The 16,566-nt window shown below is 71.4% G+C and carries 14 protein-coding genes; 8 read left to right on the top strand and 6 right to left on the bottom strand.

Annotated features, from left to right (window positions below; genetic code table 11):
* Positions 1-134: 134 nt before the first annotated feature.
* From MKK84_RS34680 to katG, 3 genes are all read left to right on the top strand, one after another.
* Complete coding sequence (locus MKK84_RS34680; protein WP_243927498.1) at positions 135-500, top strand: CCDC90 family protein; 366 nt, start codon at positions 135-137, stop codon at positions 498-500.
* A 121-nt stretch (positions 501-621) separates the two neighbouring features.
* A complete protein-coding gene (locus MKK84_RS34675; protein ID WP_243927496.1) occupies positions 622-1,785 on the top strand; it encodes a hypothetical protein in 1,164 nt (387 codons plus the stop codon).
* A gap of 244 nt (positions 1,786-2,029) precedes the next feature.
* Entirely contained in the window at positions 2,030-4,351 is a 2,322-nt protein-coding gene (gene katG, locus MKK84_RS34670) for a catalase/peroxidase HPI (RefSeq protein ID WP_243927494.1), read from the top strand.
* Positions 4,352-4,734: 383 nt separating this feature from the next.
* Here the strand turns inward: katG and MKK84_RS34665 are convergent, their stop codons facing one another.
* The 3 genes from MKK84_RS34665 to MKK84_RS34655 all read right to left on the bottom strand — a co-directional run bounded on the left by MKK84_RS34665 (position 4,735) and on the right by MKK84_RS34655 (position 7,510).
* Positions 4,735-5,412, bottom strand: coding sequence for a carbonic anhydrase (locus MKK84_RS34665; RefSeq protein WP_243927551.1), 678 nt, complete (start codon positions 5,410-5,412; stop codon positions 4,735-4,737).
* Between the two features lie 848 nt (positions 5,413-6,260).
* Entirely contained in the window at positions 6,261-7,142 is an 882-nt protein-coding gene (locus tag MKK84_RS34660) for an alpha/beta hydrolase (protein WP_243927492.1), read from the bottom strand.
* Between the two features lie 68 nt (positions 7,143-7,210).
* Positions 7,211-7,510: a hypothetical protein gene (locus MKK84_RS34655; RefSeq protein WP_243927490.1), complete on the bottom strand. Its 300-nt coding sequence runs from the start codon at positions 7,508-7,510 to the stop codon at positions 7,211-7,213.
* 125 nt (positions 7,511-7,635) lie between these two features.
* Here MKK84_RS34655 and argE point away from each other — a divergent pair, with 125 nt between their 5' ends.
* Both argE and MKK84_RS34645 read left to right on the top strand, forming a co-directional pair.
* Positions 7,636-8,835, top strand: a complete 1,200-nt coding sequence (gene argE, locus MKK84_RS34650; protein ID WP_243927489.1) for an acetylornithine deacetylase — start codon at positions 7,636-7,638, stop codon at positions 8,833-8,835.
* A 209-nt stretch (positions 8,836-9,044) separates the two neighbouring features.
* A complete protein-coding gene (locus MKK84_RS34645) occupies positions 9,045-9,923 on the top strand; it encodes a polysaccharide deacetylase family protein (protein ID WP_243927487.1) in 879 nt (292 codons plus the stop codon).
* A 75-nt stretch (positions 9,924-9,998) separates the two neighbouring features.
* On the opposite strand, the gene MKK84_RS34640 is transcribed toward MKK84_RS34645, so the two are convergent.
* The gene (locus tag MKK84_RS34640) at positions 9,999-10,253 is read right to left on the bottom strand and encodes a hypothetical protein (RefSeq protein WP_243927485.1); all 255 of its coding nucleotides are present in this window, start codon (positions 10,251-10,253) and stop codon (positions 9,999-10,001) included.
* 123 nt (positions 10,254-10,376) lie between these two features.
* A complete protein-coding gene (locus MKK84_RS34635; protein WP_267356757.1) occupies positions 10,377-11,237 on the bottom strand; it encodes a TrmH family RNA methyltransferase in 861 nt (286 codons plus the stop codon).
* 742 nt (positions 11,238-11,979) lie between these two features.
* Between MKK84_RS34635 and MKK84_RS34630 the strand changes: the two genes are divergently transcribed.
* The 3 genes from MKK84_RS34630 (at position 11,980) to MKK84_RS34620 (ending at position 14,320) form a co-directional block, all read left to right on the top strand.
* Positions 11,980-13,074, top strand: a complete 1,095-nt coding sequence (locus MKK84_RS34630) for a replication protein RepA (RefSeq protein ID WP_243927481.1) — start codon at positions 11,980-11,982, stop codon at positions 13,072-13,074.
* Positions 13,075-13,189: 115 nt separating this feature from the next.
* Positions 13,190-13,870 carry a winged helix-turn-helix domain-containing protein gene (locus MKK84_RS34625; protein WP_243927479.1) on the top strand — a complete coding sequence of 227 codons (681 nt, stop codon included), beginning with the start codon at positions 13,190-13,192 and terminating at the stop codon, positions 13,868-13,870.
* Between the two features lie 237 nt (positions 13,871-14,107).
* Positions 14,108-14,320, top strand: a complete 213-nt coding sequence (locus MKK84_RS34620) for a hypothetical protein (protein WP_243927549.1) — start codon at positions 14,108-14,110, stop codon at positions 14,318-14,320.
* Between the two features lie 22 nt (positions 14,321-14,342).
* On the opposite strand, the gene MKK84_RS34615 is transcribed toward MKK84_RS34620, so the two are convergent.
* Complete coding sequence (locus tag MKK84_RS34615) at positions 14,343-14,711, bottom strand: hypothetical protein (protein ID WP_243927477.1); 369 nt, start codon at positions 14,709-14,711, stop codon at positions 14,343-14,345.
* Positions 14,712-16,566 lie beyond the last annotated feature (1,855 nt).

Below are 16,566 nucleotides of genomic sequence, written 5' to 3'. Positions count from 1 at the left end.
GCACTTGCACGCGATGCGCGCTTCGATATGCTCCCGGTCATCGCATCCGAACCTCCGCGCTGGCCGACCACGATGACCGCCCCCGAGCCGCAGGTGATGGAGCTGAGGCCCGGTCACGGGCCGGGTATCGACGCATGACCGCCGTCGCCTTCGATACGCTCCGCTTCGTCCGCACGCTCCGCGAGAAGGCGAAGATGTCGTCGGAGCAGGCAGAGGGCCTGGCCGATGCCGTCGCGGAGGCGATCCAGAGCGATCTGGCGACCAAGACCGATATCGCTATGGTCCGGACGGATATCGAGGCGTTGCGGCTTTCAACGAAGACCGACAATGAAGCGCTGCGGCTCTCCACGAAGGCCGACCTGCGCGAGGCGGAGCTGCGCCTGGAGGCCAGGATCGAGGCCATCAAGGCCGAGATCATCAAGTGGACGATCGGCTCGATCGGGTTTCAGGCGTTGGTGATCGTCGGCGCGGTCGTGGCCCTCACGCGGGGCTTGCACTGAGCCATACGCGCCCGCCGGGCTCTCGGCTCCGGCGCGCGGATCGTCACGAAAGGCAGCGCCCGGCTTCCGGGATGGGGCCGCAGGGCTGGACAAACGCCCCGTGCCGCCGCGATCTGGCGTGATGGCGCGGCGAGACACGACAGGGGCGGAGACCGGGATCGGGGAGGGGGCGTCCAAGACCCTCACGCGGCGGCTGCACGCCTTCCGAAGCCTGGGCGACAATTGCGAGTTCGGGTTCGTGCAGCGCTACGGCGGGGTCGAGCCGTCCGGCCTGCTGCGCTTCTCCTACACGCCGCTGGAGGATTTGATCCGCGGCCTGCACTGCGGGTTCTCGGATTTCGGTGTCCCGGGCGACCTGCGCCTGTCGGTGAGCGCGGGCGGCACCTACTATTGCCACAGCCTCGCGTACAACATCTGGGCCAATACCGGACACCCGGAGGGCTCGATCGCCCCGGAGGCGCTGCTGGAGCGCGAATACGGCCGGCTCGCCCATCTCAAGCGCAAGTTCCTCGACGAGCTCGCCGAGGGCTCGAAGATCCTGGTGCGCAAGGCCGGCCGCGACGCGCCGGATTCCGGCTTCGCGCGGCTCGCCGAGGCGGTCCGGGCGCACGGGCCCGCGACGCTGCTGCGCGTCACCGAGGCCGGGCCGGCCTGGTGGCCGGAGCCCGTCCGGCGCATCGCCGATCACCTGATCGAGGGGCGGGTGCGCCGCTTCGCGCCGGCGGAGCAGGCCTGGGAGGTCGATCTGGAGCCCTGGATGCACCTCGTGGACGGGGCCTATGCGCTGGTTCACGGCTCAGGCCCGACCCGCCTGGAGGCTGACGCCTTTCCGGAGGCGCTGGCACTGTCGGGCCGGCTGCGCCGGCATGTCGGGCGGCACCGGGAGCCGGGGTTCACCGCCTTCACCCGGACGGTCGATCCGGCCGGGTTCGACCGGGACGCGATCCACGTGTTCTCGAGCTGGGTGTGGATCCCGGAGGATTTTACCGGGACGCGCGTCTTCGCGGCGGCCGGCTACGCCCGGCTCGGCTGGCGGGACGCCGACCTGTCGCGGCGCGGGTGCTGGCAGCGGGTCTGGGCTTCGGGACGGCTGCGCCCCGAGGTCGCGCGCGAGCCGATCGGCCTCGGGATGGTCGGAGCCCGCCGCGACGGCTTCTGGTCGGCCGGGGCGCGCTTTGCCGAAGGTCCGATCCCGGGGGACGCGCCGCCGCCCGCTGGGCCGATGCCGCCGGCCCGGTTCCCGGGGCAGGATCTCCTCGCCCGGCTGAGGCCGCGATCCCTGTAGGCCTCAGGCAAAATGCCGCTGCGCACCGGCTCGGTCGCCGGAACGTGAGGGCGGCCGACGCCGCTGCGTCCAACAGCCAAGCCGCGAGCCCTTGATTTTGGGGGCTGCGGCCTGATTTCGCTCTCGGTCTGAAAGCGCACAGTGACCGATGGCCGTGGCGCCGCCCGCGCGCCGGGCCGTCGGGGTCTGCGGACGACGGGGCGAGGCCGGCCGCGTCGGTTCCGCGACACAGGGGGGATTCCCGATGGACGACATGAGACTCGACAAGACCGACACCACGACGTTCGAGATGCAGGGCAAGTGTCCGTTCGGCGGTGATCGGATCGGCGGGGCCTTCGGCGACCGGCCCGCCCTGGAGAACTGGTATCCCCATCGCCTGCGGGTCGAGCTGCTGCACCAGAACGGGCTCGCCGCCGATCCCCTCGGCCCGGATTTCGACTATGCCGCCGAGTTCGCCAAGATCGACCTCGACGCGCTCAAGGACGACATCAAGCAGTTCCTGACCTCGTCGGTCGCGTGGTGGCCGTCCGATTACGGCAATTACGGCCCGCAGATGATCCGCATGGCCTGGCACTCGGCCGGCACCTACCGGATCGCGGACGGGCGCGGCGGCGCCGGCACCGGCATGCAGCGCTTCGCGCCGATCTCCAGCTGGTGGGACAACGGCAACACCGACAAGTCGCGCCGCCTCCTGCAGCCGATCAAGCACAAATACGGCAACGCCCTGTCGTGGGCCGACCTGATGGTGCTCACCGGCAATTGCGCCCTGGAGATCATGGGCCTGCCGACCTACGGCTTCGCCGGCGGCCGGCTCGACGCCTGGGAGGCCGACAACGCCACCTATTGGGGTCCCGAGGTGGTCGACATGGGCAGCGTGTCGAGCTTCGACGACATGGTGAACCGCGACAAGCGCTGGCGCGGTCAGAACGGCGACGCGGATTACGACCTGGAGAACCCGCTCGCCGCCTCCCACCAGTCGCTGATCTACGTGAACCCGGAGGGCCCCTACGCGAATGGCGACCCGCAGGGCTCGGCCAACGACATCCGCGTCACCTTCACCCGCATGGCGATGAACAACGAGGAGACCGTGGCGCTGATCGCGGGCGGCCACGCCTTCGGCAAGAGCCACGGCATGACCCCCGCCAAGGAGATCGGGCCGCCCCCCGAGATGGCGCCCATGGAGGCGATGGGCCTGGGCTGGCACAACCCGAAGGGCGCGGGCTCCGGCAAGGACACGATGACCAACGGCATCGAGGGCAGCTGGACCCCCGATCCGACCCAGTGGGACAACGCCTACCTGGAGAATCTCTTCAGGTTCGACTGGGAGCAGACCAAGAGCCCGGCCGGCGCCCTGCAATGGACCCCGAAGGACCCGGATGCGCCAAAGACCCCCGACGCGCATGTCGAAGGCCAGATGCATCCGCTGATGATGATGACCTCCGACATCGCCCTCAAGGTCGATCCGGAGTACCGCAAGGTCTGCGAGAAGTTCTTGGGCGATTTCGACGCCTTCACGCAGGCCTTCTCCAAGGCGTGGTACAAGCTCACCCACCGCGACATGGGCCCCAAGCACCGCTACCTCGGCCCGGAGGTGACGATCGAGGACGGGCTGCTGTGGCAGGACCCGCTGCCCGACGCCGCCTACGCGCCGGTCGGCGAGCCCGAGATCGCCGCGCTCAAGCAGGCGATCCTCGACAAGGGCCTGTCGGTCTCGGACCTCGCCTTCACGGCCTTCTCGGCGGCCGCGACCTACCGCGACAGCGACAAGCGCGGCGGTGCCAATGGCGGGCGGCTGGCGCTGGCGCCCCAGAAGGACTGGGCGGTCAACCGCAGGGCCGCCCCGGTGGTCGAGGCCCTGCGCGGCGTGATGGAGGCGTTCAACGATCGCCGGAGCGACGGCAAGCGGGTCTCGCTCGCCGACCTGATCGTGCTGGGCGGCTGCGTCGCCGTGGAGAAGGCCGCTTCGGAGGCCGGCGCCGCAATCCCGGTGCCGTTCACCCCGGGCCGGGTCGACACCACGCAGGAGCTCACCGACATCGAGATGTTCGAGTGGCTCAAGCCCGTGGCGGACGGCTTTCGCAATTACGTCGCCGACGGGTTCGGCCAGGTGGCCCGCAATGTCTCGCCGGAGGAGCTGTTCCTCGACAAGGCCAACCTGATGACCCTGACGGCCCCGGAATGGGCGGTCCTGACCGCCGGCCTGCGGGCGCTGAATGCCAACCACGATGGCGGGCAGCACGGCGTCTTCACCGACCGGGTCGGTGTGCTGAGCACGGACTTCTTCCGGGCGGTGACCGACACCGACCTCGTCTGGGAGAAGGCCGACGCGGAGGCCATGACCTTCACGCTCAAGGACCGGGCGACGGGGCAGCCGAAGTATGCGGCCACGCGCAGCGACCTCGTGTTCGGGTCGAACGCGCAGCTGCGCAATATCGCCGACGCCTATGCGGGTCGCGACGGGGAGGCGCGGTTCGTCAGGGACTTCGTCCGGGTCTGGGACAAGGTCATGATGCTCGACCGCTACGACGTGAAGGGCCACAAGCGCTACGCGCCCATGGCGGCCTGATACGACCTGACCGCCCCTCGCCCCGTCGTCGGACGGGGCGAGGGTCACGCCATTTGCACGGCAGCGCGGGGGGCGGGGATTCCCTCGCCCCGCGTGCGCGGAGAGGGCCGCGTCTCCCCCTCGTTGGGGAGCGCGGCAAGGCGGCAGCCGAGGGTGAGGGGGCTCGAACGGATGAGCTTCGTCCGGATCCGCCCCCTCACCGCCGCTGCGGCTGCGCCTCCGCTTCCCGCACGCGGGGCGAGGGGGGATGCGCGGCCATCGATCGCCCTATCCGACGACGATCCGCGAATCTCCAAGCCTCTGCGGGGGAGGGGGCGTAGCCGAGGCGAACCACCGTTGCCGGACGGGCCGAAGGTCGGGGCTGCTTGTCCCGCGCGGGTCCCTCAGGCCGCCCGCCGACGCCCGCCGGCGGCAGAAGCCTGGGCCACCGGCATGTCGGCCTCCGCGATCGGCCGGAAGTGTCCCTCCGCGCCGTCATACGCCAGCAGGGCGCCGGTCTCGATCTCGAAGAACCAGCCGTGCAGGCGCAGCGTCCCCTTGGCGAGGGCGGCCGCGACGCTCGGATGCGTGCGCAGGTTGGCGAGCTGCACCACCACGTTCTCCAGCGCGAGGGCGTGGTGGCGGGCCGTCTCGTCCATGTCCTCCGGATAGGCCTCGCAGACGATCCGCTCGGCGGCTTCGGCGTGGCGCAGCCAGGCCGCCACGGCGGGCATCCGCGCCAGCGCGTCCCGGTGCATCAGCCCGTGCATCGCGCCGCAATCGGAATGGCCGCAGATGACGATGTCGCGCACCTTGAGCGCCACCACGGCGTACTCGATCGCCGAGGAGACGCCGCCGATCACGTCGGAGGCCGGGGGCACGATGTTGCCGGCGTTGCGGCAGACGAACAGCTCGCCCGGCCCCGCCTGGGTGATGTGCTCCGGCGAGACCCGGGAATCCGCGCAAGCAATGATCAGCGCGCTCGGGTGCTGACCGTCACGCACGAGCTGCTGGTACATCGCGCGCTGGCCGGGGAAGACGTGGCCCTGGAAGGCGGCAATGCCCTGGATGAGGCTGTTCATGAACGGATCCCTGACACGGGGCGGAAGCGGTGACGGAAGCGGGGAGGGCCGGCCGGGCCGGAGCCCGGCGGCGGGTTGATGGCGGCGCCTGATCGTCAGCGCAGCGGCCGGCGGTTTTTGGGCGGTCCCGGATGCCCAGTGGGACTCGACCGGGCGGCGGACCAGCGCGGCCCCGGCCCGCTCGTGAAGCATCGGCGCGCCGAGGATCTGGCCGGTGCCCATGCGCTGCGCGTGGAGCGAGCGCGGGTCGTGGTGGGGATCGCTGATGTAGGAGCTCATATGGCCACCACCGGCGACCTGGCGGCTCCCGCCGCCGCCCTCACCGGCCTCGGCGGCCAGGGGCATCAGCAGGGGTGCGGCGGCGGCGGCCAGGACGGCGAGGCCGAGGGTCGGACGGAGGATCGAGAGGGGGCGTGCGTGCATCGTCGTGTCTCCTCGTCTGTTCTCGTTCTGCGAAGAACACTGCGTCTTCGCCGATGTCCTGAACATAGCCATGATCAGACGAGATCGATGTGCGTCCCGACACAGTAGAACACTAGAAAATTTAATCCCCTGCGCGGGATTGACTGTGTGCGTGGGCGCACGCCGACGCATCGTCTGACTCCGGCGGCGGGATTACGATCTGAACGCGATTCGCTTGCCCCAGGGCGGCCGCCTTCGCGGCGTACCGGGCCCGCGAAGGGCGATCCGCGGATTCCAAAGGGCAGGCCCTTGGCGGGGTGTCGGGGCGGCGCCGCCCGCGCGGGCTTCGCCCGACGAACGAGCGAAGCGCGACTGCAGGGCCCTGCCCTGCACCCGCAAAAGGTCACGGACCGTTTGAAACCAGGATCTTCATCCCGAACACTTCGTCAGCCACCCAGCAGGGCGTGGGCCGCCCGGACCAGGATCCCGTCCGGCCGGCGCAGGGCGTCGAGCACCGAGAAATGCTCGGCGCCGGGCACCGGCAGCAGGGGGCCGGGGGCGTGGGCCGCCGCCCGCAGGGCGTGCAGGTTGCGGGCGTCGTGAATCAGCGCCGGCAGCTCATGCGTGCCGTAGGCGAGGCACAGGGGTTTTTCCACCACCGGCAGGCGCAGCGGCGAGAGCGCCTCGATCTCCGCGTCGGTGAGATGGAGCTTGTCGTTAAGACTGGTCTGGCGGATCGGCGCGAGGTCGTAGACGCCCGAGATGGCGAGCCCCGCAGCCACGGCCGGATGGCCGAGATGCAGCGCGGTGAGCAGCCCGCCCGCCGACCAGCCCGCCAGGACCAGGGCGCCGCGGATCCCGTGCCCCGGACCCTGCGCGGCCAGCCAGTCGAGGGCCGTGCCGATCTCGGCCGCGATCCGGGTGAGGCTCGCCTCCGGGGCGAGGGTGTAGCCGACCATTGCCACCGACCAGCCGGCGGCGTTCGGGCCTTGCGCGAAGCAGGCGAACAGCTCCCGGGCGCCCCGCTGCCAGTAGCCCCCGTGGAGGAAGACCAGGCAGGGCGCACCGGCATCCCGGGCCGGATAGAGATCGATCGCGTTGCGGGCCCCCGGGCCGTAGGGCCGGTCGAGGCCGCCCGGATGTGCGGCCCGGTAGGCGGCCGAGGCGGCGTCCCGGGCGGCGACCTGCCGCGCGCTGTCGGCCACCGCGCGGGTGTTGTCGTAGCAGGCATCGCGCGCGTCGGGATCGAGGGAGGTCCAGCGGCGGCGCGGATCCGCTGGGGTCGGATCCTCCAGGCGAAACGCGTGATCCCCGGTCGCTTGAACCATTGTGGGTTGTCTCTGGCGGCCCCGGCTCACGCACCATGGCAGGGTCCGGGATCCGGGTCGAGGTGGGTTCAGAAACCGGGGAGCGCTCCGGGGATCGTTCCGCCGTAGCCCCAGCCCGTGAAGGGCGGGGCCGCGACCCGCTCCCGCGTGGCCGGGGCGAAGATCCGGGCGAGCGGCCGGGGCTCCTGCCACGCGCGCCAGTCCCGAAGCCGGTCGCGGGCGGCCATCCGGGCGAGCGTGCGGCCGGTGTCGGTCGCGTGGCCCGGAGGGTGCCGGTGCGGGCGGGCCTCGGCCGGGGCGGCCAGCAGCGCCGGCAGCAGGGCGAACAGGGGCAGGGACGCGGCAATCGCGCGCGGCTTGAAGCGCATGGATCGGGCTCGGCGGGGGAGGGGCCTGCGGCAGCTACGCCGCGGAGGCGTCTTCGGTTCCGGGATCCCCGGCGGCCCGAAAACCCCGTACACAGGGGTCTTCCCCGGAACGAGTCGCGCGCTTCATGCCAGAATCCGATCCGTACGCCGCCCCGCCGCCCGCCGACGCGCCCGATCCGGTGGCGTTGCTGGCGACCCTTGTCGGCTTCGACACGGTGAGCGACCGCTCGAACCTGCCGCTGATCGACTGGGCGGAGGCCTATTGCCGCCGCCACGGCGCCGCGGTCGAGCGGGTGCCGGACGAGACCGGCCGGAAGGCGGCGCTGCTGGTGAGCCTCGGCCCGTTCGAGACCCGCCCCGGCTACGTGCTGTCGGGCCACAGCGACGTGGTGCCGGTGGTGGGCCAGCCCTGGTCGTCGGACCCGTTCGTCCTGCGGGAGGAGGGGGGCCGGCTCTACGGGCGGGGCACCTCCGACATGAAGGGGTTTTTGGCGGTCTGCCTCGCGCTCCTGCCCGAGATGGCGGCGGCGGATCTGGCCACCCCGCTCCACCTGGCGATCTCGTACGACGAGGAGGTCGGCTGCCTCGGGGTGCGCCCGCTGATCGCCCGGATGCTGGAGCGCGGCCCAAAGCCGCTCGGCTGCTTCGTGGGCGAACCCACCGGCATGGAGGTCGTGGTCGGCCACAAGGGCAAGGCCGCCGCCCGCCTCACCTTCCGGGGCCGGGCCAGCCATTCGGCCCTGGCGCCCCAGGGCGTCAACGCGGTGGAATACGCCGCCCGGTTCATCGAGCATGTCCGGCTGTCCGCGGAGGCGCTCGCCCGGGACGGGGCGCGCGATCCGCTCTACGACGTGCCCCACACCACCGGCCTGTCGAGCGTGGTGCAGGGCGGCGCGGCGCTCAACATCGTGCCCGACAGCTGCAGCGTCAGCTTCGAGTACCGGGCGATCGGGGCCGACGATGCCGGGGCGCTGGCGGCCTCGGCCATCGCGTATGCCACCGACACGTTGGTGCCGCTGATGCGGGCGGTCGATCCGGCCTGCGGCGTCGCGATCGAGCCGCTGATCGACTATCCGGGCCTCGACACCGACCCGGATGCGCCGGTCGTGACCCTGGCCAAGCGGCTCGCCGGCCGGAACGGCCACGCCAAGGTCTCGTACGGCACGGAGGGCGGGCTGTTCGACCGGCTCGGCGGCGTGCCCGCCGTGGTGCTCGGCCCCGGCTCCATCGCCCGCGCCCACCGGGCCGACGAGTACGTGACCCGGGCCGAGCTCGACGCCTGCGCGGGCTTCGTGCGCCGCCTGATCGCGGCCTGCCGGGACTGAAATCGGGGATCCCAAAGGGCGTGCCCTTTGGTGGGGCGTCGGGGTGAAACCCCGACATATACGGATCCCGGACCCCCTCTCGGGGTCCGGGATCCGTACAGCAGGGCTCTGCCCTGCACCCGCCAAAGGACTCGTCCTTTGGAATCCCATGACGTTGGCCGGTGCGCCGCCCTATCTCGCGGGGATTCCCTGGAACCCTGGACACTGCGATGGATGATGCCCGGCACGGCCGCTACGCCTACAGCGCCCTTCCCGATCGGCCGGTCTACGACTGGCCCGGCGGGCGGCGGCTCGCGGTCTATGTCGGGCTCAACCTCGAGACCTTCGATTTCGGCACGGGCCTCGGCGCCGAGCTCGCCCCCGGGGGGCCGCAGCCGGACGTGCTGAACTATGCTTGGCGGGATTGGGGCAACCGGGTCGGGGCATGGCGGCTGCGCGACACCCTGGATGCCCTGGCCCTGCCGGCGAGCGTGCTGGTGAACAGCCGGCTCTATCGGGATTGCCCCGGCCTGATCGAGGCCTTCCGGGCGCGCGGCGACGAGATCGTCGGCCACGGCCGCACCAATGCCGAGCGGCAGGGGACGCTCCCGGAGGCGGAGGAGCGCGCCCTGATCGCGGAGGCCACCGCGATCCTCACCCGGGAGGAGGGGCGGGCACCCGCGGGCTGGCTGGGCCCATGGATCTCGCAATCCCAAGTCACGCCCGACCTGCTGGCCGAGGCCGGCTACCGCTACCTGCTCGACTGGTGCCACGATGACCAGCCGACCTGGATGGCGACACGCGGCGGCGGGCGGATCCTCGCCGTCCCCTACCCCCAGGAGCTGAACGACATCCCGGCGATCGTCGCCCGCAAGGAGACGGGCCGCCAGTTCGCCGACGCGATCGTCGATGCCTTCGACGAGATGCTGGACCAGTCTGCGTCGGCACCCCTGGTGATGGGGATCGCGCTCCATCCCTACATCGTCGGGCAGCCCCACCGGCTGCGGCCCTTGCGGGCGGCGCTCGCCCATATCGCGGCCCACCGGGACCGGATCTGGCTCACCACCGCAGGGGCGATCGCCGCGCAGGTCTACACGGAAGCAGGGTGATCCGGGGATCCCAAAGGGCAAGCCCTTTGGCGGGGTGTCGGGGCAGCGCCCCGACGGTCAAGTCTCGCCCGATGATCAATCCGGAATCGCGAAGCCGATCGACAGGCACAGGGCCGCTACGGCGGTCAGCGCCACGGCCGCCTGGCGGACCTGATGCCAGCGCGCGGTCCGCGCGCGCTCCTCGCAGCTCGCGCCCAGCTGCAATTCGTCGTCAAAACCCTTCACGAAGGCGTCGAAGCTCGGGAAGGCCCGCCGGGCGAGCCACAGCCACACGCCGACGGCGACCAGGCTGCAGGCCCAGCCCCCGTAGGTAAACGCATCGTCCAGCATCCGGCGCCGCCTCAAGGCTACGCCCCCCTCGCCGCGCATCCTACGGCAGGTTGCCATCACCGCCTAGATGAAACGGCACCACACCGAGCCAATACCGTGTTGCCGAATGTATCCGGGCTTCGCTCACGTCGGGCTCCGGCCCAGGGCGTAGAGGGTGATGGCGGCGGCGTTCGAGACGTTGAGGCTGCGGATCGCCCCCGAGAACGGGATCCGGGCCAGCACGTCGCAGCAGGTCCGGGTCCGCTCGCGCAGGCCCTTGCCCTCGGCGCCGAGCACGATCACCAGCGGCCGGGTCACCGTCAGCGCGTCGAGGCTCTCCGGCGCGTCGGAATCGAGCCCGACGCGCGTGAAACCCCGTTCCCCTAAGGCGATCAGCGCCTCGGCGAGGTTGCGCACGGTCACGAACGGCACGTGCTCCAGCCCGCCGGAGGCGGATTTCGCCAGGACCCCGGTGGCCCCCGGCGCGTGGCGCGCCGTGGTGACGATCCCCGCCACCCCGAAGGCCGCGGCGGTGCGCACGATCGCCCCGACATTGTGCGGATCGGTGATCTGATCCAGCGCCAGGATCAGGGCGTCGGCCGGCAGGTCGTCGAGCCCGGGGGCGGGCAGGGGCTCCGCTTCGAGATACAGGCCCTGGTGGACCGCGTCGGGCCCGAGCAGCCGGCCGATCTCGCTCGGCCGCACCAGTTCGGGGGTGATCCGCAGGCCCTCGCCGAACTCGGCCTCCAGCCGCGCGGTGGCGTTCTCGGTGGCGAGCAGCCGGTGCAGGCCGCGGGCCTCGTTGCCCAGCGCCTGGACCACCGGATGCCAGCCGTAGAGCACGGTGGCTTCCTCACCATCGGGCCCGAGCCGGGGGCCGGGGGCCGGCGGGCGGGACCCGGGCCGGGGACCGGACCGCCATTGGCCGGGCGGACGACCTCCCGGCGGCCGGCCCTTGGCAAAGCGGCTTCCGGGGGGGCGATCGTCGTTGTGGCGGTCCGTCATGGGGCGGCGACGGGTGAGCGGGACATCGGCATGGCCTTTCCTGAGACATGGCCTTTTTTGGGCATGGCCTTCTTGAGGGACCGAGAAACCGGTCGCCGTCGTTCGCGTCAAGCCGGCTCCCGCTCGGTGGGGCAGGGGGCCTCCCGGGATGCGGGATCGGCACGGAATGTGGACAAGTCGCGCATATTCCCTTCTGCCCCTGTGAAATTCCAATCCCAACCCGGCCGTTCTCCAAAACGAACGCGCTCCAGCGAAGTAGGAAAAGTATCTAGAAGAATCTCTCAGAGAGTCAGTTCAGCAGACTATATGGAGTGCCAAATTCACGATCCTGACCAATGGCTTGAGGGTAGTTTGCGCATCCGACTCTGCGCGATGCCGCATCGAACTCTGCGTGCGGCCGTATCGGAATCTGCGCCGTATCGGCGGGGTGGCGTATCGGAGTCTGCGCATCCGCGTATCGGATTCGGCGCGGATTCACGGCCGGCGCGGTGGATAACGGGGACGGAATGCCCGGACCGGGGCGTATCGAACTCTGCGTGGTGCGGGACGGTCGGATCGGCCCGTATGCGACTCTGCGTAAGCCCGCGCCCGATCGCAGGCGATGCAGGGCGCGGGGAAGCGTGGATTGCCGGGACAAGCCGGATCGGATCCGCGCCCCGGCGGCCGAATCGTGGCATGGCAGGATCGGGCCGCCTTCCCGCCCACAGGGGAGGGGCGTCCGTGCAATTCGGGCCGAGGGGCGATGACCATCGAGGAGAAGATCGCCGCAATCCACGATCCGGACCTGCGGGCCGAGATCGAGGCGGCGCGGGGCGGCTTCCTGTTCGCGCAGATCGTCGAGCACGTCCTGCATCGCCAGCGCGAGCGCGACGCGCAGACCGCCCTGCTCGGTGAGGAGGAGCGGCGCCGGTCCGGCCTGTCCCGCGACCAGCGCCGCCGCGATGCCGTGCGGCTGGTGATCGAGAGCGAGCCGGCGCTCCCGTCGAACCTGCAGCACATCCACTCGGTGCTGGCGCTGTGCGGCCTGCCCTATCGCGATCCCGGGCCGGTGCGCGAATTCTCCCGGACCTACGGGCGCAACTCGCTGAGCCTGATCGCCGGGCGGATCAAGGATCCCGAGACCGGTGCCTTCGAGCCGCAGGGCCTGCCCTACGGGCCGAAGGCCCGGCTGATGCTGCTCCACCTCTGCACCGAGGCGGTGCGCCAGCGCAGCCCCACCGTGAAGGTCGCCGAGACCCTGTCGGGCTTCATGCGCGAGATGGGTTTTGCGGTGACCGGCGGCGAGCGCGGCACCATCCGCCAGTTCAAGGAACAGCTGAACCGGCTCGCCGCCTGCTCGATGCAGATCGGCCTCTGGGACGGGCGCGACAGCGCCACCACCCTCAACGTCCCGCCCTTCCGCAGCCTGGAGCTGTGGCGCCCCCGGGCCGGCGAGGGGGACGAGACCGCGGAGCGCACCGTGCGCTTCGATCCGGAATTCTACGAGACCCTGATCCGGCACGCCCTGCCGGTCGACATCCGGGCCGCCCGGGCCTTCTCGGGCTCGGCCCGCAAGCTCGATCTGCTGTTCTGGACCGGCTACCGGCTGCGGTCCCTCCAGCGCCCGCTGCGGCTGACCTGGACCAACCTCCACGCGCAGTTCGGGGCCGAGAACGCCTCGATCCGCAGCTTCCGGCAGGCCTTCAAGGCGGATCTCGCCCATCTGGGCGAGGTCTTCCCGCGCCTGCCGCTCGTGCTCGACGACAACGGCCTGACCCTGCACCCGGCCGATCCCAGTGCCCTGCTGGTGCCGCCCCGGCCGGCCTCGAAGAGCAAGCGGTTGCGCGCCAGGGAATAGAATAATTCCGTATGGAATGAACGTTCATTCCCTACGGAACGACGACGTCCTCCCGAAACCAGTTCCCACCACTCGGAATAGGCATTATGTTCCTTCCGTCGGGAGGGAACGGTCGATGGGTTTGTCGGATGCCGAGATCGAGATGCGGCTCGCGGCCCTGCGGCGCCAGCGGGAGGCGCTCGACCGGGAGATCGCGGATCTCGTCCTCTATCAGGAACTCGGTCGCCGCCTGGGGGCCGTGAGGGCAGAGGCGGGGGTAGGAGCGGGGGCTGGGGCGCAGGGGCCCAGCCCGGATACCGGGCCCGTCCCGGTACCCGATCAAGCCTTCGAGCGGGACACGACCCTGGCCCCCCACCCCGCCGGGCCCCGGGCTCGTCCATCGGATCTTGCGCCGGATCTTGCGCCGGATCCCTGGCCGGGCGCGGCACGCGCGTCCGGCCAGGGGCCCGCGGCCCCCGGATCGCCCGCTCCGGGGCCGTCCGGGGGCCGGGCAGCGCCGGAGGGCGTCCCGCCGGCCGTCGCCTTCACGGACGATGTCGCGGGGGCCCGGCGCTACGGCCGCGCCGTGGTCGAGGCCGCCTGCACGGCCCTCGCGCGGGCCGGTCGGCCGCTGCACGCGGCGGAAATCCTGGACGTCCTGACGGCGCAGGGCTTCACCCTGCCGGGCCGCGACCCCGTGGCGGCCCTCAACACCCGGTTGTGGAAGCGCTCCGGCCCGGGCGGCCCCCTCCGGCGGGTCGGCGAGGCCACCTACGGGCTGGCGGCGGATTGGGCTGCGGATCCCGCGCATCCCTGACGGACCGCCGGCCGGTCACGAATGCGCGACGCTGAGCCCGATCGGGCCCGATGTCCCTCATATCGGGGACGTGCAACGCCGGGAAACCTGATCGGACTGGTCGCGTTGCGGCACGGCGCCCGTGCGGCGGACGGGGTCTTCGGGTCGGGGAGGGGGTGTCATGGGCGGACACGACGGGGATCGGACCCTTGAGCGCGCGCCGGGATTTGGGCGCGCATCGGGATTGGGGCGGTGACGATGGCGCTCGCCAATCCGGCCGCGCAGGCCTGCGTCTTCATGCTCGGCTGCGCGGTGATCCACGCCGCCCGGGCGCACGCAGAACGCCTCACGCGGCTGCTGGTCGCCGCGCTCATCGGGGCGAGCGTGCTGCTGCTGCTGGCCGCCTCCCTCACCTACGCCCCGGGGGCCGACGAAACCTTCGACGAAGTCTCGGTCTACGCGGCCTCGTGAGGCGGCATCCGGGCGGGCCGGGTCAGTTCATCATGCAGAAGCCGGCCCCGGTTCCGATCCGGCGCTCCTGCGCACACCAGGGCTTGGCGGGTCCGGGGGCCGGGCCGGGCGCGCTTCCGGGTGCACTCTTCAGATCGGCGACGGCCTGGCTCCTGCCCGGTTCGGCACCGCGCGGGGCGCCGTCACCGGGGGGCCGCTCGCTGGTCCCGAGCACGTGCGCGACGGGCGGGTCGGCCTCGGGATGGCCGGTCTCGACCTTCAGCTCGGGGACCCGGTCGCTCAGCTGCCCCAGATCGGGCGGGCCCAGCGACGCGAGTCCGGGCATATCCTGCGCGGCGGCGGCGCCGCAGAGGATCAAACAGGCGGCCGGAGCCGTGAGGAACCTGAGCATCGACGAAGCTCCTGGTGCGAACGATCCCGCCGCCCGAATCCCCATGACGAGACCGACCGGCGGACGAATCTAGGGTGGAGCCAGTTAAAGACGGGAAAAGATTTAGGATTAACAAGTCTTTATCATTCTTTGCGGGATGCTGGACTGCATTGGCCGATGTCGATCGGCGTCCGAGACGAGAGCGCGCGAATGACGTGCGCTGCGCCGCTACCGGATCCGGCGGACAGGCTCGCGCGATGATGGGGGCGTGATCCGCGCGGTGCCGGCGGGCCGATCTCCGGCCCCGGTCGGTCGCCTGCCGGGGGCTGTGTCGCGGAAGGCGCGGGCGCTCTCCGGCGAAGGGGCACCGGTTCGGCGCAAGAGCGCGCGTCACAACACGGGCTTGGAGCCAGCCCTTTCAAGGTGTTTGCGGAAGCACCGGGACACTGGCAAGCGCGCTCTCCTCCCCTGGCGACCCTGGACTTGCCCAGGATCGCTCGAGCTTGCGGGGAGGCGTTTGGGGATCGCGGATCCCGCGTGGGGGTGGTGCAGGAGGCACCGGAACGCTCGATCCTGAACCACCCCCACCCCTGACCCCTACCCGCAAGGGGGAGGGGAAAACGCGGTTCTCTTTCAATATGTTGGAGCCACGCATTGCGATACTTGCAACCAGCCGGAACGTCTTGAACGGGAGGGCTCCAGCCGGCGTCGCGATCCCTGGAGCCCTCCTTCGAGGCCCGCTTCGCGGTCACCTCAGGATGAGGGGATTGGGTGGGATTGCCTCAACGCGGCGCAGTGTCGTGTGCCGTGAGCAACGCGATCGGGCACGGCTCCAACCCGCCCGCACCACCATGAGGCGCGCACGAAAGCGCGGCTGCAGGCGGCGCTCCGCTGCCTCGCGTGCGCAGGACAGCGGCGCGGGGAGGGCGCCTGAACCGCCCTCGCCCAAGCGCACCCGGCCAAGCGCGCCCGGCCAAGCGCGCCCGGCCAAGCGCCGGGGATTGGGTCCCGGCTTGCCGCGGGATCCTGCGGCGGACGGTCCGGCCGCGTGTCCCCGGACGATCGTCGGCACGGCGGCCAGCCGTGTTCGAGCGCCGACTCGGACACGGCACGATGGGACCCACCAGCCCGCCGCAGACACCATCCAGCGTTCGCATAAGATATATTATGGAACGTAAGCCGTGGGGCCGACGGGGTGAGGGGGCTTGGCATGCCAATTCGGCACGCCCAATCGGGCGTCCGACCGGGCATCTTGGACGGGTTCGTCGTGGACCGTTTCCGGGCCGACACCGAAGCCACCAAAACGGCGTCGCGGCAACGCGGCCTGCGCGTCGGTGCCGCCGCGTCCGAACCGGCCGCCCGTCGGGCGGAGGCGGGGCGATCCGGGTGAGGGCGGTCTGAGCGCCCTCCCCGCGCCGGGATCCTCCGGTTTCCGTCCCAACCCTTCGGGTTCCAGCGTCCGCTCGCGTTGCGGTGCCTCCTCGTCATCCCGCGCAGCAACCTGATCCGGGTCGGCAACGCCAACGATCGCGACGCCGATCGGATCGCTTCGGGCCGCCCGCATGAGCGATGCAGGCGCTGGTTCCGGCCGGTCCGCTATGCCACGCGGAATCCATCCGCGCACCCGCCTGACTTGACAATGTTCCTATTTTGTGCTCATTAGCCGCCACCTGTCCGCGGCGGCCTGGGAGCGATCCCGGGGCGTCCTTCGGGGGCCCGCCCGGTGGCTGACCGTGCGGGTCCGGGGACGGGGCGGTGCCCGCGTCGGTGGCTCTCAGCCGCCATCGCCCCGGGCGGCGGACCGGTACGGGGCGTGCCTCGGATGCGGGCGTGAGACCGGGCGGCAGTTTGCCCGGCGGGGGGAGGAAATGCCCCC

The organism is Methylobacterium sp. E-065, assembly GCF_022829605.1.
Classification (GTDB): Bacteria; Pseudomonadota; Alphaproteobacteria; order Rhizobiales; family Beijerinckiaceae; genus Methylobacterium.
This window is presented reverse-complemented; position numbering and strand designations above follow the sequence as displayed.